21 protein-coding genes, 1 tRNA gene and 1 riboswitch are annotated in these 16,532 nt (G+C 62.0%); of the genes, 12 read left to right on the top strand and 10 right to left on the bottom strand.

Annotation, left to right across the window (positions count from 1 at the left end):
- Window positions 1-39 precede the first annotated feature (39 nt).
- The gene (locus BGO80_RS13510; protein WP_286721890.1) at window positions 40-411 is read right to left on the bottom strand and encodes a chlorophyllide reductase; all 372 of its coding nucleotides are present in this window, start codon (window positions 409-411) and stop codon (window positions 40-42) included.
- Window positions 412-528: 117 nt separating this feature from the next.
- On the opposite strand from BGO80_RS13510, the gene BGO80_RS13505 reads away from it, so the two are divergent.
- On the top strand, window positions 529-1,095 hold the full coding sequence (locus BGO80_RS13505; protein WP_286721889.1) for a hypothetical protein: 567 nt from the start codon (window positions 529-531) through the stop codon (window positions 1,093-1,095).
- Between the two features lie 2 nt (window positions 1,096-1,097).
- Entirely contained in the window at window positions 1,098-1,307 is a 210-nt protein-coding gene (locus BGO80_RS13500; RefSeq protein ID WP_126149138.1) for a helix-turn-helix domain-containing protein, read from the top strand.
- Here BGO80_RS13500 and BGO80_RS13495 read toward each other — a convergent pair.
- On the bottom strand, window positions 1,304-1,711 hold the full coding sequence (locus BGO80_RS13495) for a GFA family protein (RefSeq protein WP_286721888.1): 408 nt from the start codon (window positions 1,709-1,711) through the stop codon (window positions 1,304-1,306). The two genes, BGO80_RS13500 and BGO80_RS13495, sit on opposite strands and share 4 nt — an antisense overlap.
- Window positions 1,708-3,354: a lysine--tRNA ligase gene (locus tag BGO80_RS13490; RefSeq protein ID WP_286721887.1), complete on the bottom strand. Its 1,647-nt coding sequence runs from the start codon at window positions 3,352-3,354 to the stop codon at window positions 1,708-1,710. The genes BGO80_RS13495 and BGO80_RS13490 overlap by 4 nt, the downstream gene beginning before the upstream one ends.
- A 146-nt stretch (window positions 3,355-3,500) precedes the next feature.
- On the opposite strand from BGO80_RS13490, the gene BGO80_RS13485 reads away from it, so the two are divergent.
- Entirely contained in the window at window positions 3,501-3,914 is a 414-nt protein-coding gene (locus tag BGO80_RS13485) for a tellurite resistance TerB family protein (protein ID WP_126149135.1), read from the top strand.
- On the opposite strand, the gene BGO80_RS13480 is transcribed toward BGO80_RS13485, so the two are convergent.
- Entirely contained in the window at window positions 3,911-4,759 is an 849-nt protein-coding gene (locus tag BGO80_RS13480) for a transporter substrate-binding domain-containing protein (RefSeq protein WP_286721886.1), read from the bottom strand. The genes BGO80_RS13485 and BGO80_RS13480 overlap by 4 nt on opposite strands.
- A gap of 119 nt (window positions 4,760-4,878) precedes the next feature.
- A complete protein-coding gene (gene metZ / locus BGO80_RS13475; protein ID WP_286721885.1) occupies window positions 4,879-6,087 on the bottom strand; it encodes an O-succinylhomoserine sulfhydrylase in 1,209 nt (402 codons plus the stop codon).
- Between the two features lie 41 nt (window positions 6,088-6,128).
- Window positions 6,129-6,204, bottom strand: a riboswitch (SAM riboswitch).
- A gap of 78 nt (window positions 6,205-6,282) precedes the next feature.
- On the opposite strand from metZ, the gene BGO80_RS13470 reads away from it, so the two are divergent.
- Entirely contained in the window at window positions 6,283-7,386 is a 1,104-nt protein-coding gene (locus BGO80_RS13470; RefSeq protein ID WP_286721884.1) for a 2'-deoxycytidine 5'-triphosphate deaminase, read from the top strand.
- 56 nt (window positions 7,387-7,442) lie between these two features.
- Window positions 7,443-7,516 (top strand) — tRNA-Gly (locus BGO80_RS13465).
- Window positions 7,517-7,527: 11 nt separating this feature from the next.
- On the opposite strand, the gene BGO80_RS13460 is transcribed toward BGO80_RS13465, so the two are convergent.
- Window positions 7,528-7,977 carry a hypothetical protein gene (locus BGO80_RS13460; RefSeq protein ID WP_286721883.1) on the bottom strand — a complete coding sequence of 150 codons (450 nt, stop codon included), beginning with the start codon at window positions 7,975-7,977 and terminating at the stop codon, window positions 7,528-7,530.
- A 171-nt stretch (window positions 7,978-8,148) separates the two neighbouring features.
- Here BGO80_RS13460 and BGO80_RS13455 point away from each other — a divergent pair, with 171 nt between their 5' ends.
- On the top strand, window positions 8,149-8,736 hold the full coding sequence (locus BGO80_RS13455; protein WP_286721882.1) for an HI_0983 family protein: 588 nt from the start codon (window positions 8,149-8,151) through the stop codon (window positions 8,734-8,736).
- Window positions 8,737-8,759: 23 nt separating this feature from the next.
- Window positions 8,760-9,224 carry a hypothetical protein gene (locus tag BGO80_RS13450; RefSeq protein WP_286721881.1) on the top strand — a complete coding sequence of 155 codons (465 nt, stop codon included), beginning with the start codon at window positions 8,760-8,762 and terminating at the stop codon, window positions 9,222-9,224.
- A gap of 43 nt (window positions 9,225-9,267) precedes the next feature.
- Here the strand turns inward: BGO80_RS13450 and BGO80_RS13445 are convergent, their stop codons facing one another.
- Window positions 9,268-10,383, bottom strand: coding sequence for a hypothetical protein (locus tag BGO80_RS13445; protein WP_286721880.1), 1,116 nt, complete (start codon window positions 10,381-10,383; stop codon window positions 9,268-9,270).
- A gap of 154 nt (window positions 10,384-10,537) precedes the next feature.
- Between BGO80_RS13445 and BGO80_RS13440 the strand changes: the two genes are divergently transcribed.
- The 5 genes from BGO80_RS13440 to BGO80_RS13420 all read left to right on the top strand — a co-directional run bounded on the left by BGO80_RS13440 (window position 10,538) and on the right by BGO80_RS13420 (window position 14,471).
- Window positions 10,538-11,062 carry a hypothetical protein gene (locus BGO80_RS13440; protein WP_286721879.1) on the top strand — a complete coding sequence of 175 codons (525 nt, stop codon included), beginning with the start codon at window positions 10,538-10,540 and terminating at the stop codon, window positions 11,060-11,062.
- A gap of 10 nt (window positions 11,063-11,072) precedes the next feature.
- The gene (locus BGO80_RS13435) at window positions 11,073-11,405 is read left to right on the top strand and encodes a hypothetical protein (RefSeq protein ID WP_286721878.1); all 333 of its coding nucleotides are present in this window, start codon (window positions 11,073-11,075) and stop codon (window positions 11,403-11,405) included.
- Window positions 11,402-13,000, top strand: coding sequence for a hypothetical protein (locus BGO80_RS13430; RefSeq protein ID WP_286721877.1), 1,599 nt, complete (start codon window positions 11,402-11,404; stop codon window positions 12,998-13,000). The genes BGO80_RS13435 and BGO80_RS13430 overlap by 4 nt, the downstream gene beginning before the upstream one ends.
- A gap of 170 nt (window positions 13,001-13,170) precedes the next feature.
- Entirely contained in the window at window positions 13,171-13,722 is a 552-nt protein-coding gene (locus BGO80_RS13425) for an RNA polymerase sigma factor (RefSeq protein WP_286721876.1), read from the top strand.
- Window positions 13,719-14,471: a hypothetical protein gene (locus tag BGO80_RS13420; protein ID WP_286721875.1), complete on the top strand. Its 753-nt coding sequence runs from the start codon at window positions 13,719-13,721 to the stop codon at window positions 14,469-14,471. Before BGO80_RS13425 ends, BGO80_RS13420 begins: the two co-directional genes overlap by 4 nt.
- A 16-nt stretch (window positions 14,472-14,487) precedes the next feature.
- On the opposite strand, the gene BGO80_RS13415 is transcribed toward BGO80_RS13420, so the two are convergent.
- Genes BGO80_RS13415 through BGO80_RS13405 form a run of 3 tightly spaced genes read right to left on the bottom strand, consistent with a single transcriptional unit; the run spans window position 14,488 to window position 16,497 of the window.
- Window positions 14,488-15,411, bottom strand: coding sequence for a DUF3137 domain-containing protein (locus BGO80_RS13415; RefSeq protein ID WP_286721874.1), 924 nt, complete (start codon window positions 15,409-15,411; stop codon window positions 14,488-14,490).
- On the bottom strand, window positions 15,408-15,980 hold the full coding sequence (locus BGO80_RS13410) for a hypothetical protein (protein ID WP_286721873.1): 573 nt from the start codon (window positions 15,978-15,980) through the stop codon (window positions 15,408-15,410). Before BGO80_RS13410 ends, BGO80_RS13415 begins: the two co-directional genes overlap by 4 nt.
- Window positions 15,964-16,497 carry a hypothetical protein gene (locus BGO80_RS13405; protein WP_286721872.1) on the bottom strand — a complete coding sequence of 178 codons (534 nt, stop codon included), beginning with the start codon at window positions 16,495-16,497 and terminating at the stop codon, window positions 15,964-15,966. The genes BGO80_RS13410 and BGO80_RS13405 overlap by 17 nt, the downstream gene beginning before the upstream one ends.
- Between the last annotated feature and the right edge of the window lie 35 nt (window positions 16,498-16,532).

Raw genomic sequence — 16,532 nt, 5'->3', positions numbered from 1 at the left:
GCGGCGGCACCGATGCGCCACCGCAAGGCTAATATGGAGCTAGTTGCACCCCGCGCGGGCGAACAGATCGGCCAGGATTAGCGGCGTCGCAGGGGTTTCGTTCCAGTTGGCGCCATCCGGCGCTCCCGCCTTGAGTGCGGCCACCGCCACATCTTCCGAGAGATTGAAGCTTTTGGTGCAGTTGACGGGCCGGGCGCCACGCGCCACCGCCTCAGACACCATCAGTCCCGCGGTTTCGCCAATGCCGGCGAGATAGGCGATGATGGTGTTGCGAGCCTTGGCGTCGGTGCGGGCCAGGTCGACCATTTCCATGACCTGGGTCACCGAAATGCGTCCGGTGCTGGTGGTCGGCGCCGCATGAACGGGCAAGACCATCAGGGCGGAAAGGGCTAGAGCAGTTCCGATACGCATTGAACATTCCTTATTGTTTTGCGATAATTTCTACACCTCATTCAAAATTTTCTTATTGTCAAACGATAATTTTTGCGCCACTATAAGTGCAGCATCGATAAAGGCGAGACTCAGCAGATGACATATCCGGCATTTCAGGAAACCGGCCAGGTGCCAGTGGAACCGCGCATGGCGCTGCTGTTCAATGGACTGGGTGTGGCCGCCGTAGCGCTGGCGGCTCTGCTGCCGATCACCACAGTTTGCTACTGGCTGCTGATTGATCCGGATTCGGTGCGCAAGATGACGGCGCTAGGACCGGAATTGCTGCCTGATATCACCCTGCCGCAAAGACTGGCGGCGGCGCTGGTGGCCTTGTTGTCGGTTCTTCCGCTGGCCTGGGGCATGGCGCGGCTACGGACTTGCCTTGTGAGCTTTGCCGCCGGACGCCCATTTGCTTCCGAAGGGATTGCCGGCCTGCGCGATTTCGCCCTGGGCGGCCTTATCGCTGCGCTTGCCCAGGCAATCGGCCAGACGGCGATGAGCCTGGTCCTTACCTGGACAGCCGCACCCGGCCACAAGCAGGTATCCATACAATTGGACAGCAACACCATGTTATTGGCTTTGTTCGCCGGCACCATAGCTGCGCTCGCCTGGGCCCTGGAAAAGGCTGCTGCCATCGCCGAAGAAAATCGGCAGTTCATCTAAAGATGGGGATCAAGGTAAACTTGGCCGTGGTCCTGGCGCAGCAGAATGTGAAGTCGAAAGACCTCGCCGAATATATCGGCATCACTGAAGCCAATCTCAGTCTGCTCAAGCAGGGCAAGGTCAAGGGTATCCGCTTCGACACGCTCGAGGCGGTGTGTCGCTACCTCAACTGCCAACCTGGCGACATCCTCGTATTCGAGGACGAGCGCTAATCCGCACCGGGCACAGTCCGGTATTGCGGCAGACCGTCGGCGATCTCGTAATAGTCGCCTTTGTCGCCGACGAAAATATGCTGGGCGAGACGGGTACCGGTGGGCGTGTCGAAGGCGCCGAGATTGATGCCGATCCAGTCGGCACCGTCACGATCGAAGAACAGCGGCGATCCGCAGGTGCCGCAGAAGCCGCGGCGAACCTCGGGCGAGGAGCGATACCAGCGCACCGCCTCTTCGCCGCTGATCGTCAGCTGGTCCCTGCCGACATCGACGCCGGCTTCGTAGTGCCCGGTGGTGCGTCGACAGATCGAACAATGGCAGGCGGATGCCTCCGGCATGGTGCCGGAGACTTCGAAGCGTACTGCGCCGCAGAGGCAGTGCCCGCGATGCGCTTCTTCACTCATTTGGCCAGCATCTTGCCCGCCAGCGCATCGGCGATCAGGCGGCGGGTATTGTCAATGCCGTAAAGCGCGGCGAAGGAGCCGAAGCGCGGACCGCGCTCCTGGCCGATCAGGACCTGATACAGCATCTGGAAGAACTCGCCGGAGACGCCAGGGCCGCCCGTCGGGCTCTTCTTGGTGTGGTCCTGATAACGCTCGATCTCACGCGCCACATCCAGCGCAGCAGCTTGGATGGTTTCGTTATCGGCATCGGCAGGCAGTCTGGCGAAGGCGGCCGACAGCCCCTCGAGCGCAGCGCGTTCGACATCGTCGGGGGCGCGATAGGTCTTCTTCACGAAGTCGCGGAAATAGCGCATGGCGTAGCCGACCAGCGCATCGAGATGCGGATGGGTCTTGGCAGAAATGCCTGGCGCATAGGCGGAGATATAGCCCCACATGACCTCGGGCGTTTCCGGGTTGGATGCTGTGGCAAGATTGAGCAGCAGCGCGAAGGTGACCGGCATGTCCACCTTGGGCACATTGCCGTAGTGAACGTGGAAAGCCGGGTTCTCGAGGCGCGCGGCCGCATCCTGCTTTTCATAGGCAGCCACATGCGCGAAATACTCGTCCACCGCGCGCGGGATGACATCGAAATGCAGGCGCTTGGCGACGCGCGGCTTCTGGAACATGTAGAGCCCCAGGCTTTCGGTCGGCGCATAGGTCAGCCATTCATCGATCGTCAGGCCATTGCCCTTGGACTTCGAAATCTTCTGGCCTTCGCTGTCGAGGAACAGCTCATAGACGTAATGCGCGGGCGGGGTGCCGCCGAGGATGGCGCAAATGCGGTCGTAAATATTCTGGTTGGTCTGGTGGTCCTTGCCGAACATTTCGAAATCGACGCCGAGTGCAGCCCACCGCATGCCGAAATCCGGCTTCCACTGCAGCTTCACATGGCCGCCGGTGACCGGAACGGTGGTATCGCGGCCATCTTCGTCGGTGAAGGTCACCGTGCCGTCCTTGGCGTTGACTTCCTTCATCGGCACGTAGAGGACCCGGCCCGAAATCGGAGAAATCGGCAGGAAGGGCGAATAGGTAGCCTGACGCTCGGCGCCCAGCGTGGGCAGCATGACGCCCATGATGTCGTCATAGCGCTCGGCGGCGCGGCGGAGCACGGTGTCGAACTTGCCGGAGCGATAATACTCGGTGGCGCTGGCGAATTCGTAGTCGAACCCGAACGTATCGAGGAAGCGGCGGAGCATGGCATTGTTGTGGGCGCCGAAGCTCGGATATTCATTGGTCCAGGGGTCGGGCACCGCGGTCAGCGGCTTTTGCAGATGCGGCTCCATCGCCTCCTTGGAAGGAACGGTGTCGGGGATCTTGCGCATGCCGTCGAGATCGTCGGAAAAGCACAGAAGCCGGGTCGGGATCTGGTCGCGTGTCAGCAGGCGAAAGGCCGTGCGCACCATGGTGGTCCGGGCGACTTCGCCGAAGGTGCCGATATGGGGCAGACCCGATGGGCCATAGCCGGTTTCGAACAGGGCCTCACCCTTGCCCGACTTCTCCAGCCGTTTGACGATCTTGCGCGCTTCCTCGAATGGCCAGGCGCGCGCGGTCTGCGCGGGCTCGAAAAACGACGGATCAAGGGCGGGCAAAGCGGCAGAAGACACTGGCAGAGCAGCCTTTCGGGACGGAAGGGAAAGATGAGCACGGGTAAGTGCACGTTCTGATGTGCGGCGTCAATGTCGCAGGTGGTTGCGCCAGCGGCGGTCAGCGCCTAGTTCTCATAGATAGCGCTCGCAAACCGGACCGACCGATGACCTCTGCCGCACAAGACGCCCTGATCGACATCATGATCGTTGCCGCCACATCCGACAGCGCCATCACCGAGAAGGAATTGACCCGCATCGAAGCCCTGATCGGCCGCTTGCCGGTGTTCGAAGGCTTTGACAAGAGCCGGCTGGAAGAGGTCGCCAATCGCTGCGCCGACAAGCTCAATGGTCTGGACGGGCTGGACCTGGTGCTGGACGACGCCGTCGCCGCAATTCCCGTCAAGCTGCAGGACACCGCCTATGCCCTCGCTGTTGAGGTCACGGCGGTCGATCTCTTCCTCGAGCAGGAAGAACTGCGTTTCCTCGAAATGCTGCGCGATCGGCTGAGCCTAGACCGCCTCACCACCGCCGCCATCGAAGTGGCTGCCCGCGCCCGGCATCGCAAGCTTCCGGCCTAGTAGAACCCCACCGGGAACCACCGCAGGTAAAGCTCGTCGAGCGTGCCATTGTTCTTGAGGCGCACCAGCGCCCAATCGATGGCATGACGGATGGCGTCATTGCCCGCCGGCACGGCGATGGTCAGACCCTCCCCGAACAGGTCGGGCCGGAAATAGGGGTCTCCGGCAAAACCGCAGCAGGCGACATTATCATTGAGCCAGAAAGCCGCCCGCATGGCATCGCCGAAAAAGGCATCGACGCGGCCAGTGCGAACCGCATCCAGAGCCTCGATTTCACTGGCAAATGTCGTCACCTCCGCCTGTGGCAGATATTTCGCCATGAACTGGGCATGGGCACTGCCGGCGCGCACCGCCACGGTCTTGTTGGCCAGAGCGGTGGCCGAAAAACTCGGAATATCCACCGCCCGCGTAACGAAACGCCCCGGCAGCGCCAGATAGGTGGACGAGAAGTCGAACAGCGCACCATTTTCCGGGGTAATCGCGAGCCCCGCAATCAACGCATCGCCCTGCCGGTCGGACAAAGCGTTGGCGGCCTGGTCCCAGGGCCAGGCCTGGAGCGTACAGGCCACATTGACTTCGACACAGATGCGCCGCGCCAGATCGACATTGAAGCCGACAAGCTCCCCGCTGGCATCGCTGAAGTTGAAGGGGGGGAAATCCGTGGTGGTCAGGAAGCGGATCGCGGGAACCGGCTGCAGATTGGGCAGGATTTCCCGGGCATCGGGATCGGCATGATAGGGAATGGGCTGCGCGAAGGCGGGCGCGGCGAGGAGGAGTGCCGTGGCCGTAGCTGCAAGCGCTCGCCACCACTTGGCAAAACGCTTGACGCTTTCGCCGCGCGTCACCCTCGGGCCTGACCCGAGCGGACTGTTCTTAGCGAGAGCAAGCAAAGTGAAAAGCCCTCGGGTCAAGCCCGAGGGTGACGGCCAGCGCATTGCATGCACCTTGGTGGCCACGCCTTTCATCAGACCTGATCCAGGCCATACATCAGATCGGCGATCAGATCGTCCGGATCTTCGAGGCCCACCGAGAGCCGCAACAGGCCCGGGGTGACGCCGGTTTCCAAACGCACCTCCTCGCTGAGCCGCGCATGGGTGGTGGTGCGCGGATGGGTGATCAGCGATTTGGCATCGCCCAGATTGTTGGAAATCAGGATCACCGCCAGGTTATCGGAGAGCGTAAAAGCGCCCTGCTGCCCGTTCTTGACGTCAATGGCGAGCAGGGTCGACCCCCGCTTCATCTGCCGCTTGGCCAATTCATATTGCGGATGGGAGGGGTGGTGCGGATAGATGACCCGCTCCACCTTGGGATGGCCGGCCAGCGCCGCCGCCACCTTTTCCGCGCTGTCGGTCATGCGTTCGACGCGCAGGGCATAGCTTTCCAGCCCCTTGAGCAGCACCCAGGCATTGAAGGCACTGAGCGTCGCGCCCGTCTGGCGCAGGAAGGTGTGCACATCGCCTTCGATCAGTTCCTTGGAGCCCAGAACGATGCCGCCAAGCACCCTGCCCTGCCCGTCGATATGCTTGGTCGCCGAATAGGTAACGAGATCGGCGCCGAGCTCCAGCGGCTTCTGATAGAGCGCGGTGGAAAAGACATTGTCGACGATGAGCTTGGCGCCATGCGCATGGGCGATCTCGGCCACCGCCCTGATATCGACCAGCCCCAGCGTCGGATTGGTCGGCGTCTCGATGAAGACTACCTTGGTGTTGGGGCGCATGGCGCGCGCGAAATTCTCAGGGTCCCGGCCATCGACCAGCGTCGATTGCACGCCGAAGCGCGGCGCATAATCTTCCACCACATAACGACAGCCGCCAAACAGCGCCTGGGCCGCGACGATGTGGTCTCCTGCCCGCAGCTGGCTCATGACCGCATTGGTTACCGCCGCCATGCCGGAGGCAAAGGCCTTTCCGGCCTCGGCGCCTTCGAGCAGCGCCATGCGGTCTTCGAACATGTCGACGGTGGGATTGGCAAAGCGCGAATAGTTATGCCCGCCCGGAATCTTGTTCTGGAACAGGAGTTCGGCATGTTCGGAACTGGGATAGGTATAGCCGGAATTGAGGAACAGCGCTTCGCTGGTTTCGTTGAAGGGTGTCCGCATGCCGCCGCCATGGACCATCTGCGTTGCCGGAGAGAGCTTTTGCGGGTCGTGCAGGGGATTGTTGGTCTTGGACATGGGTCACGCTTTCAAAACAAAAAACCGGCACGCGAAAGGCGGCCGGTTCCCAAACGGTCTTTAGCTATTTCTTTTAAGTGGCTGCAAGCGACCGGCCAAATCACCACTGGACGAACGGATTTAACGACATAGGGGCCATGGCGTCAATCGTGATGGTTTGCTAGGGAAAGCCGACGAGCATCGTGAGTAAGTTGCATGAGCCAGGCTTGGCCCAAGGGCGTCTTTCCGGCAAGAATGATCGAACAGCTGCATCAGGAGGGCGCCATAAGCTCGGTGCGCCCGTTCGACCACGACCAGGTGCAACCCGCCAGCCTTGACCTTCGACTGGGCAAGACCGCCTTCCGCGTGCGCTCGAGCTTTTTGCCCGGCCCCTCCCATTCGGTGGCCGAACGCATCGAAGCGCTCAAGCTGCATGAAATCGACCTTTCCAAGGGCGCCGTGCTGGAGCGCGGCTGCGTCTATCTCGTTCCCCTAGAGGAAAGCCTCGCCCTGCCAGCGGGCGTCAGCGCCTCGGCCAATCCCAAGAGCTCGACCGGTCGCCTCGATGTCTTTACCCGCGTCATCGGCGATCGGGCGCGGGGCTTCGATCAATTGCCGCACGGCTACACGGGTCCGCTTTATCTCGAAATCAGCCCGCGCACCTTCCCGATCCTGGTCCGTACCGGCTCGCGTCTCAGCCAGATGCGCTTCCGGACCGGCGATAGTCGCCTGTCGGTGGCCGAACACCAGGCGCTGCATGCCAGCGACACCCTGGTGATCGGTGGCGACCAGCCGGTCGACCACGGCGTCGCGCTGTCCATCGACCTCCTGGGCCAGGGCCGCGATGGGCTCATCGGCTTCCGCTCAAAGCGCCACACCGCCGTCATCGATGTCGACAAGAAGGCGGCGCTGGACGTGCTCGATTTCTGGGAGCCGCTTTATGCGCGCGGCCGCAGCGAGCTGATCCTCGACCCCGATGAATTCTATATCCTCGTCAGCCTCGAGGCCGTGCACGTTCCGCCCACCCATGCCGCCGAAATGGTGCCTTTCGACCCGCTGGTCGGCGAGTTCCGCGTGCATTATGCGGGCTTTTTCGACCCCGGCTTTGGTCATTCCGCCGCCGGTGGTACCGGCAGCCGCGCCGTACTTGAGGTGCGCAGCCGCGAAGTGCCGTTCCTGCTCGGGCATGGGCAGATCATTGGCCGGCTGATCTATGAAGAGCTCGCCGAAAAACCGGACCGCCTCTATGGCACCGATCTCGGCTCCAACTATCAGGCGCAGACGCTCAAGCTCTCCAAGCACTTCAAGCCCTTCGGCTGAGGCGTCATCACAACGGCTTGACGCCCCGCCCAATTTGCCGCATCTATCGCGCCGTTGCGGGTGTATCTCAATGGTAGAGAAGCAGCTTCCCAAGCTGATGACGAGGGTTCGATTCCCTTCACCCGCTCCATTTCCCTATTTCTAGAGCTTTGCAGCTGGGATGGCGCCGAAGATTGGTGCCAGTGACTGGGGGCCTGCGCCTAGTTCCCATCTGACACTGTGCAATCGGCCCCGCTCGGTGCGCTCGATGGCGCAGTACGGTGCCGACACCTCTGAAGTTGGCATGGCGTCGAGCTTGGCTTCGTCCAGCAGGCAATGCCATTGGGACACCGTTCTGCGGCTATGGACGCTGCGTGTGATTATCGGTTCCGCACCCGGCTGCCAGACATAGATATTGGTGGCGCCATCCTGGCTGGCAGCAACGCCAGTACGGGTGCCGTCTGCAGTGACGCAATAGGCATCGAGCTCGCGCACAAACGGCTCGTCGGCAAAAGCCGGCATTGCTATCGCGCCGAGCAGTGCGATCATGACGCGCGGCGTTGCGAGCTTGTTCCAGCGTCCTGGGTTTCGTGTGCAAGTTGGCCCGAACATGGTCCCACCTCTTCATCTATCTCGATGATGGGACGCCTCATCTCGCTGAAATCTTGGCCCATGGCAGCCATGCCTGTGCGCTGCCGAAAAGTCTCGCCTGCGACCAAGGTCGGGGCGGCCGGCATCGTCTCATCAACAGCAAGGCCTTTTGCCTGACGCAGGAGTTGACCCATGTTTCGCCAAACCATCGCCGCTACCGCATTGCTGGGGCTGATGTCCATCGCGCCGGCCCATGCCCAGCCTGTAACGGACTATCTCGGCATTCCCGGCCCGATCACAGTCGGCGAAACGCGCTATGAGCTGGCCTGGTCGTCCAATCCGCAGCCAGGCTATTTCAAGCAGGAATACCTGCCAGAGGGCAGTGCGCCCGAAAGTTACAAAAGCATGGTCATCGTCGAATTCCTGAGCACCGACATGCCGCTGACCGATGTCGTCTCGGCCCAGGCGTCGATGATCGAGCAGCGCAAGGCGACCGATCCGGTTGCCAACATGGCCATCTTCAACAATCCGGACAATGACGAAATCCTGCTGGATTTCCTGCTCTCCGCCAAGGACGAGAAGGGCGAATTCATTCTCGAATGGAACGGCTATCGCTATGCCGCAGGTGAGTTCGAGGGGCAGCAAGGTGCGTTGCTGTTTGCGGTCAGCGAGCGCGCTTATGGCAATGTGGCCTCCGAGCAATTCCTCAAAAATCTGCGTGACTTCAAGGCGCAGCGGCTGGTGGAACTGACCAGCGCCCACCTCCCAGAGTTCAAGTGACTTTTCAACACCTAGAGATGACGATGACGCCCACCATTCACCCCGCACTCGCTTTGGTGTTCCTTGCGGCCTCCGTCGTTTCGACGCACGCGGATTGGGAAGGCACAGAATGGGGCATGTCGCCTGAGGCTGCGCTGTCCGTGATGGAGGGTGCGCAGGCGCATCAACCGGCTGCATCTGAAATATTCGAGTTTGACGGCGCCAAATACGATCCGCTGGTCATAACGGAGCACAGCATCGGCGGCATTGCCGGCAATGCCGCATTGCTTTTCGACAGCGACAAGGCATTGCAGTTCGTGGCGTTCAGCCCGGCGGACTTGACCCAATGCGATGCTCTGGCCCAAGAGCTTACTGCCATCCACGGGTCGACCGAGCCGAGCGGGTTCGGCTCGACGGCCATTTATAATTGGGACGATGGGGTCAACGTCGTCCGGCTGACCAATTCGGTCGATATCGGCATCTGCAATCTCACCTGGGGATCTCACTAAAGCAAGGCTCCGGGGGTGTTCAGCGCCCCGGAGCCAAAGTCGCCTAGCTGGCTCCGATCTGCAGGACGCCGGCCTGGCCGCGGAACATCGGCTCGATCAGAGCGCGATAGGCGGGGTTTTGGTCGACACCGTCGCTATTGATGGTGACGGAAAATGTCGCGGCGCAAAGCCCGTCCACGCCTTCAACCGTTGTCGTAGAAACATTGCCCTGCGCCGTGTCACCGGCCATATCAGCCCACCGCGCTGCGATCTTGCCGACGGCATCCTCGGCACTGTCGCAGTCGGGATAGGTCAGGGCGATATCGACGCCCGGCTGTTCGCCCTGCACATCGGCAGCGATGCCGCCGAGATAAGGCGGAATGCCTTGGTCCAGCGCCGCCATCTGCTCCTCGATAGGTTTTTTGGTCGCCTCGATATCTGGAGAACCGGACAGCAGGGCCCCATGATCAATCCCCGCCATGCCGAAGAGCGGGGAAATCACCAGAGCCTGAACCACAGTGTTGTCACCGACCGACTGGTCGAGCCCGGCCAGAGCCGTTTCGATGATTGCGTTCTCACTTAGTCCGGGCTGCTGCGCAGCGGCGAGCATGGCCGTTTGCGGCGTGCCGGTCTGGACGATGTTGCTCCCCTTGGCCGCGGCGAACTGCGCCGCACCGATCCCGGTACGCCAGGGATCGGCAGGGTTGCGCTTCGCCGGGTCCATTCGCAATGGCTCACCATTGCCGACAACGCCCGCGGCCGCGCTCTCGAAGCCGAGCCCCTCTAGCGCCACGATCATTTCGGTTGCAGCCGCTTCGTCAGCGAGCCCCCAGAAGCTATAGACGTCGGGTGGGCGGCCATAGCCGGTGAAATAGCGCACTTGGTCCAGCGTCGTGCCAGCCTTGGCTTCCCATTCGGCCGGGGCGGAGTATTGCAGGCTCTCCAGTGCCGGAATCTGAGCGCCATGCATGAGACGCATGTACGGCGGCGCCTCGCCCTCGCCTGGCGACAGCGCCAAAACCGCCCGAATATCGATGAAATAGGCGAGATCGCCTCTATCCTCGAACATCAGCGTAGCCGGCAGGTGGTCGAGACTGTCGCGCAAGGCATCAAGGCTGCCTGCGAGTGCGGGGATCGAGGTTGCGAGCAACAGGCTGGCGGCGATGGCGCTCCGGCGCATGGATGTCTCCTTCATACATTGGTTCTGTAGGTCAGACGCGCCAGCGACGGCTCACCTTGGTCCGGGTTCGCGCTTTTTGCAGGTTTTTCACCAGCGGCACCAAGGTCGGATCGACACCACACGTCCTATCAGCAACAAAGGAAGGACCTGGATCATGAAACGTGTGCTGCTTTCTCTCCTCATGGCGAGCGCCCTGTCCGTCGCCGCTCCCGCGCAAGAAGCGCCGAATCCCGAACAGCTCAGCAATGCGGAAATCGTTGCGCAAGCCGCCGATCTGCATCCCTCCGCCCTCTATATACTGTCGGCTCGCCTCTTGTCGGCCGGCGAAGGCCAGGACGCGGCCAATTGGATGTATGCCGGTCAACTGCGCTATCGCTTCCTGATCACGGCCGGCGGCGAGGCCGCGCGCAAGGAGGAGGTGCTGTTTAGCGCGCTCAGCGAACAGGTGGGCCGGCCCGTCAACGAGTATATTGCCGGCGATGTCGACGAGTGGCTCGCCGCCATGCAATGGGCACTCGATTGGGATGCGGCCAACGACAACACTATCACCTCCAAGACCGATCATGCCGACGCGCTCACCCAGGTTCGCGACGGGCTCAAACGCTTGATGGCCGATGTGGAAAGCAATCGCGACAGCATTCCCAAGGAACGCGAGGCAAACGGCCTCGAAAATCGGTGAGGCTGGTCCCATGCGCCTTCACGCACTTGCGCTGGTAGCCGCGATGCTGGCCCTTGCCGCACCCATAGAGGCCGCAGAAATCCAACGCCTCAGCGTCGGCAAGACCAATATATTCTGCGTCAAGGCGCCTTGTCCCTGGCGCGGCATCGCGCCTGCAGATGCCGACAGACACGGGCTAGCAGACCTGCTGTGGTCGCGACAACAGCTGCCACCGTTGATCGCGCGCGCCGACGATGCCGATGCGATCAGGACGGCCTGGGACGCCGACGGGTGCCTGTTGGTTGACGGCGCGCTGATCGATAGCCAATTGCGGATCGACGCGATCGTGGGTGAGTGCCCATGACGCAGCGACTCGCCCTCGCTCTCGCCCTCTGTGCAGTTCTGGCCCCATCGGCACTTGCCGACGACATCTCCGATTTCACCGATGCGTTGGGCCAGGCGGCGACGGGGGCCATCGTTGCCCGGGCCTATATCGAGGCCTGCGACAAGCATGCCCCAGATGGTCAACAGGGCCGCAGGGACGCCCTTGCCGGTTGGAGCCATCGGGTAAACCTTGCGGGCTATGAGCGGTTTCTCGACGCCGCCTATGCGGTGATAAATACGCTCGAAGCGGAGCTCGAGGACAATCGCGCCCGGGCTCAGGCGCTGGTCGATGCCGATGTCGCGGAAAACCCCGCCGTGTGCAGCGATCTGCGCGCCACGCTCGAGGGCAATGCCATGTTCGATATCGCTCCTCCAATCCGTTATTTGCTGCGCAATGCCGAAGACTTCGGCGTCGTGGTTCCTGAAGCCCCTGCTGCGTCGGCGAACCAGGACGAGGCGGTGGTCCCGCTGATCGCCCTCTCTGCCCAACTTGAGGACAAGATGGACGAGATCGGGTCCAAATCCGGGGCCCAGGAGGATCGCAATCTGCGCAGCGCGCGCGAAGAGCATGCCGAGGCGTGGCTCAAGCAACGCCCAACCCTGGCGGTCCTTGGTCGCATCGTTACAGACAATGGCTTGCGCGAATGGCGAGGCGACCAGCAGTCGTCGTTCCTCCTCACCTGCCGGTCATTTGCCAGTGACGATCAGGAGTCCGCAATGGCGCGCGATCTCGGCGAGAACCGCGTTGTTGTCGGCGATATCCGCTGGGTCCGGGACCTGCGGCAAGGTGGCGAACTCAGCCTGGACGATTGCCGGGTCCTTGCGGATGCCGGCGACAGCTTGGAATTGTTGGGGCCGGCTGACGACAGTGCCGGTTTGATGCTGCGGCCGCTGGACTATGACGAGGCGTTTGCCGGACCTGGGCAAGGCATTGCGCCTGATGCAGTGGACCGGGTGCTTTATGACGCTGATTTCACCAATCGTCTCGATGGCTTCGGCAATGGCTACACGCAGCGTGACGAGGACATCTATGTGCTGTTGCGCGATGGGACTGCCTATCGCCACAAGTGGAACTTTGCTTTCACCGATCTCAATCTCGACCTGTCCCGTCTGCGCGAGCCCGAACGCTGGTTCACCTGGCAGGATCGTCGTGGCGAGGTCACGCTGATCCAGAGCGGCGGGCCGGACCAGGGCGCCGAGATCGATGTGTCTGACGCCCGGCGGCTGACGCCGGCTCCCAAAGGACTGAGGCTCGAGGCCACCTACTACTATCTCAACATTGGCATGGGTGGCGGCCGCAGCGATCGGGAATATGTCTTCGCAGCAGACGGCCAGGTGCAGTATTCACGCAGCGGCTTCGTGGCCGGCGCCTTTGGAACGTCCTACATCATCGTAGCCGGAGGAGATGAGGACATTTCCACCGCAGCCTATGATTTTGATGGATTCACCTTGCTGGTCGACGGACCCGAAAGGCAGGAACGGCACTTCTTTGCGTTGATCGATGGACAGGATGCCGGCCGCCCCGACGAAATCCTCATCAATGGCCAGGTGCACTGGCTGAAGCAGGACGAGTAATGACCCTGCTCGCAGGCGCGCTATCCCAAAGTTCTTCGGACCCCATGCGCCCCGCCATGAGGGCGAAATGGGCTAAATGGCTGGGCAGAACGACAAAAAACTCACTTTCGCCACAACCATTTTGCTTCACTGGCATTATCGCTATGGGCCAGCGGGGAGTTTTGGGCAGGGTGCGACTTGTTGACGGGGACAATTCCGAACCGTCCGACACGACCGAACAGCTTATCGAACGGGTCAGGGCGGGCGACACGAGGGCATTCGAGCGGTTGATCTCGGAGCACTATCGCTTCATCTACAAGACGGCATTTCGCTGGCTGGGCCATAAGAGTGATGCCGAAGACGTCACGCAGTCGGTTTGCCTCCGACTTGCCGACGCCATGCAGCGGTTTGACGGGCGCTCGAAATTCACCAGCTGGCTTTATAGTGTCACCCTCAACGCCGTCCGCGACCTGCAACGCAGCCACCAGCGACAGGGCAAGCAGATCGCCGCTGTGTCGGTCGTGACCCGCGAGGAAATCGACGCTAACCAGGAAGACCGACTGCGCGTCAACGATATCTGGCGTATAGTGCGGCAATTGCCGGAGAAACAGCGGGACGCCGTCCTGCTGGTCTATGGCGAACAACTCTCGCAGGCGGAAGCAGCCGTGATCATGGGATGCAAGGAAGTGACAGTTTCCTGGCACATCCACAATGCACGCAAGTCGCTGAAGGACTTGCTATGAGCACAGATCGTGACCCCCTGGAACTGCTCCCCGGCTTTATCGATCCGGAACCCGATCCAGTGGTGATGCATGCCGTTATCGCCCAGAGCCGGGAGGCTTTTGCCAATCGGCATGGCCGCGCCCGGGCCGTTGATGGATTTTCGCTGTCGCGCTGGCTCAGGCGCTCGACCACCTGGGTGATTGCTGCGGGGGCCTTGGCGGCTTCGATTGCCGCGGTCATCGTGGTGGCACCCAATTTCAGCCGCACTGCCACCGAAGGCCACGATATGGTGGCCGATGTTTCGCAGGAGCCCCAGCCCAGCGCGCCAACCCTATCGCGCGGACGAGACCCGGTTACCGAGACCGTACCGCAAGACGGCGGCACCCGCATGGGCGCACAGCCGACGCCCTGGGCCATGCCGACGCCCGGAGCGCCGTCGCCGCAAGTGGTGTCATCTTTCCAGGGCGATGGCATCGTCATCGGCACGCGGCTCGATGCCACTGCCCTCGAAATCTACCTGCCTGAAATCTCAGGCGAGCAGACCATCGACGTCCAGAGTGTGATGCCGGGCGAAACCGTAGAAATCCTGTCGGCCTTCGCCACGCCGGATGGCGCTCTCATCGCCGTGCAGTTCCGGGTCAACGATGTGCGCTTCTGGCGTCTATACAGCAAGCTCGACGGGACATTCGCGCGCGACCCGGAGCGTTCAAAGCTGGTTTCGAACGCGCCCGACAAAGCCGAGGTGAACAGGCGCCTCGCGGCGCCCTGACCCCGCTGGCTTGCCGCTAGCGCAGCGGACCATCGCGCTCGCCCATAAGCGCCTCGATAAGCCGGTGCGGCACGGTGAGATCCCACCACAGAGCATCGGCATCCTCGGCCATTTCGGTTAGCGGGCGCAGAAGGCTCGCCCTCGCAAAGACCAGGTGCGGAATGGGCAGGCGCAGGCTGAACCAGCCATGCTCGAAACGCGCCGTCAGATAGAGGCCGGGATGGCGAGCGGCCAGGGTCAGCATGGCCTGTCGAAATGCGGGCGTCAGCAGGGTTTCGGCGGAAGCCGACTGGTTGGCAATGGTGTCGAAGACGCGGTCAAAGACAGGATCGACCTCAAGGCGCTGCGCGGTGTTGCCCGAGACCTGTCGTATCAGATCGTCAATTCTGCCGGCAAAACCTGAACGTGGCACCAGGTCCACACGACCAGAAAAGGCCTGTGGCACTGCCACCTCTACCGCCATCACGTAGTCGAGCTGGCGCGGCCGGTTGCTCACACGCTTGCGCCAGATTGTCATCTCACTCAGCCGATAGTCGACGTCGTGGTACCGCCCTTGGCTGCGCCAGGCGGTGAAGCGGGCCCCTTCAGGGCTGAACAGATCTGCGAACCACCGCTCGACGTCCACCGCGCCCCAGCCCGCGGCAAAATCGGCCTGGCCCCAGCGTCCTCCAATTGCAGGTGCAAGTACCGCAATGGCGAGATCGCGCCAGAGCCTTTGCGAAAGCTGCCAGAGCGCAACAGCCACCATGGCTGCCGCGATGGGCCAGACCAGGCTGCCATCAAGCGCCGGGCCCGCTCCCAGGGTCAAAAACGTAGCCAAGGACAGGTTGAGGATGGATGAAAGAGTGTGCAGGCGGCGAGGCTCGGCTGCGGTCAAAATGGCGTCGACCGTACCGCGCTCGACGCCGCTGGCCAGTGGTGCCGCTGTTGGCTGGCTCACTTCGCGTGTTCCCTGAGATAACGGTCCAGAAGTCCGGTGAGGGGCGAATGTAGCAGATTGCCGCCGAGACGCGGTGGCGGATCATAGCTGAAGGCGAAATCATACCGTCCGCTACGTTCAACCGTCAGGTCCAGTACTGTCCAGGTTCGACCATCTGTCGCGGCCATGGCATCCCGCAGGGCAAGCAGATGGGACTTACTGCTCATGCTGAGGCGAAAGTCGAGATCTTCCAGGGGAGCGCCTTGCTTGCGCGCGAGGACCGAAGCCTGGGTGCTGGAGCGGCGCCCATCCCCGACCAGCACCTCGTGATTGACCGCAAGATAGACCCAGTCGCGATCCTCCCAAGTGCCATCCTGCAGATCGGTGACGTCGGCAGCGACGGCTTTTACGGCCGAAGCTTGCAGGGCTACGAGGTCAGGCACAGATTCGGCCTTGCCGAGGCCTGGGAAAAGTCGCTTGAACATGGCCGTATCTTCCTTGGTCATGGCTGGCGTGGTCAAAAGTGCTGGCGAGATCACGAACGCCAATGCAATGCCGCGCAACGCGTTGCGGTTAGATAGAGGGATCATGGCGTGGTTCTGGTGGGGCGTGACTCAGTGCCCCGGCCGAGAGGTCGGCTGCCTGGCGATAGGCCTTCATCACCGCATCGTTCGGCGCTGTCGAGAAGCTGTAAAGTGGCACGGTCGCCATCAGCCCGTGTGCATAGCGGGAACGACCCGGCATCAACACCCCAAGCACCGCCTGCATGGGCGCCAGCCACCACGAATAGCGCGGTTCGCAATCGCTGACAGAGAGCACCACCTTGCCGGCGCTTTGCCGCTCGGTCACCTTCTGCATTGGCGCGACAATGTCATAGCCTACGGACCGGAAATGCATATGCCCCTGACTGAAACCTATGGCGGCATTCCAGTAGTCGCTGCAGATGATGAGGGACAGCAGAGCCGGCAGCGCGAAGATGAATAGCGGCCACAAAGGCAGACCGGCTTCGACAAATCCCGGCGTCGAGGCGCCAGCCATGATCACCACCAGCAGGGGAAAGACGAAAGCGACCAACCGGCGCTGCAGGGGCATAAAATGCATGGTCATCAAGAATTCCTCTGCATCACATCAAACCCATCGGT

The sequence above is a fragment of the Devosia sp. 63-57 genome (genome assembly GCF_001899045.1).
In the GTDB taxonomy this organism is placed as follows: Bacteria; Pseudomonadota; Alphaproteobacteria; order Rhizobiales; family Devosiaceae; genus Devosia; species Devosia equisanguinis.
Note: the sequence above shows the minus strand (reverse complement) of the source record. Positions and strands in the feature narration are given on the sequence as shown.

Bases quoted from the DNA above. Each gene is read 5' to 3' on its own strand.
- BGO80_RS13510 (WP_286721890.1), bottom strand. From the start codon at position 411: ATGCGTATCGGAACTGCTCTAGCCCTTTCCGCCCTGATGGTCTTGCCC.
- BGO80_RS13505 (WP_286721889.1), top strand. From the start codon at position 529: ATGACATATCCGGCATTTCAGGAAACCGGCCAGGTGCCAGTGGAACCG.
- BGO80_RS13500 (WP_126149138.1), top strand. From the start codon at position 1,098: ATGGGGATCAAGGTAAACTTGGCCGTGGTCCTGGCGCAGCAGAATGTG.
- BGO80_RS13495 (WP_286721888.1), bottom strand. From the start codon at position 1,711: ATGAGTGAAGAAGCGCATCGCGGGCACTGCCTCTGCGGCGCAGTACGC.
- BGO80_RS13485 (WP_126149135.1), top strand. From the start codon at position 3,501: ATGACCTCTGCCGCACAAGACGCCCTGATCGACATCATGATCGTTGCC.
- metZ (WP_286721885.1), bottom strand. From the start codon at position 6,087: ATGTCCAAGACCAACAATCCCCTGCACGACCCGCAAAAGCTCTCTCCG.
- BGO80_RS13470 (WP_286721884.1), top strand. From the start codon at position 6,283: ATGAGCCAGGCTTGGCCCAAGGGCGTCTTTCCGGCAAGAATGATCGAA.
- BGO80_RS13460 (WP_286721883.1), bottom strand. From the start codon at position 7,977: ATGTTCGGGCCAACTTGCACACGAAACCCAGGACGCTGGAACAAGCTC.
- BGO80_RS13455 (WP_286721882.1), top strand. From the start codon at position 8,149: ATGTTTCGCCAAACCATCGCCGCTACCGCATTGCTGGGGCTGATGTCC.
- BGO80_RS13450 (WP_286721881.1), top strand. From the start codon at position 8,760: ATGACGCCCACCATTCACCCCGCACTCGCTTTGGTGTTCCTTGCGGCC.
- BGO80_RS13445 (WP_286721880.1), bottom strand. From the start codon at position 10,383: ATGCGCCGGAGCGCCATCGCCGCCAGCCTGTTGCTCGCAACCTCGATC.
- BGO80_RS13440 (WP_286721879.1), top strand. From the start codon at position 10,538: ATGAAACGTGTGCTGCTTTCTCTCCTCATGGCGAGCGCCCTGTCCGTC.
- BGO80_RS13435 (WP_286721878.1), top strand. From the start codon at position 11,073: ATGCGCCTTCACGCACTTGCGCTGGTAGCCGCGATGCTGGCCCTTGCC.
- BGO80_RS13430 (WP_286721877.1), top strand. From the start codon at position 11,402: ATGACGCAGCGACTCGCCCTCGCTCTCGCCCTCTGTGCAGTTCTGGCC.
- BGO80_RS13420 (WP_286721875.1), top strand. From the start codon at position 13,719: ATGAGCACAGATCGTGACCCCCTGGAACTGCTCCCCGGCTTTATCGAT.
- BGO80_RS13410 (WP_286721873.1), bottom strand. From the start codon at position 15,980: ATGATCCCTCTATCTAACCGCAACGCGTTGCGCGGCATTGCATTGGCG.
- BGO80_RS13405 (WP_286721872.1), bottom strand. From the start codon at position 16,497: ATGACCATGCATTTTATGCCCCTGCAGCGCCGGTTGGTCGCTTTCGTC.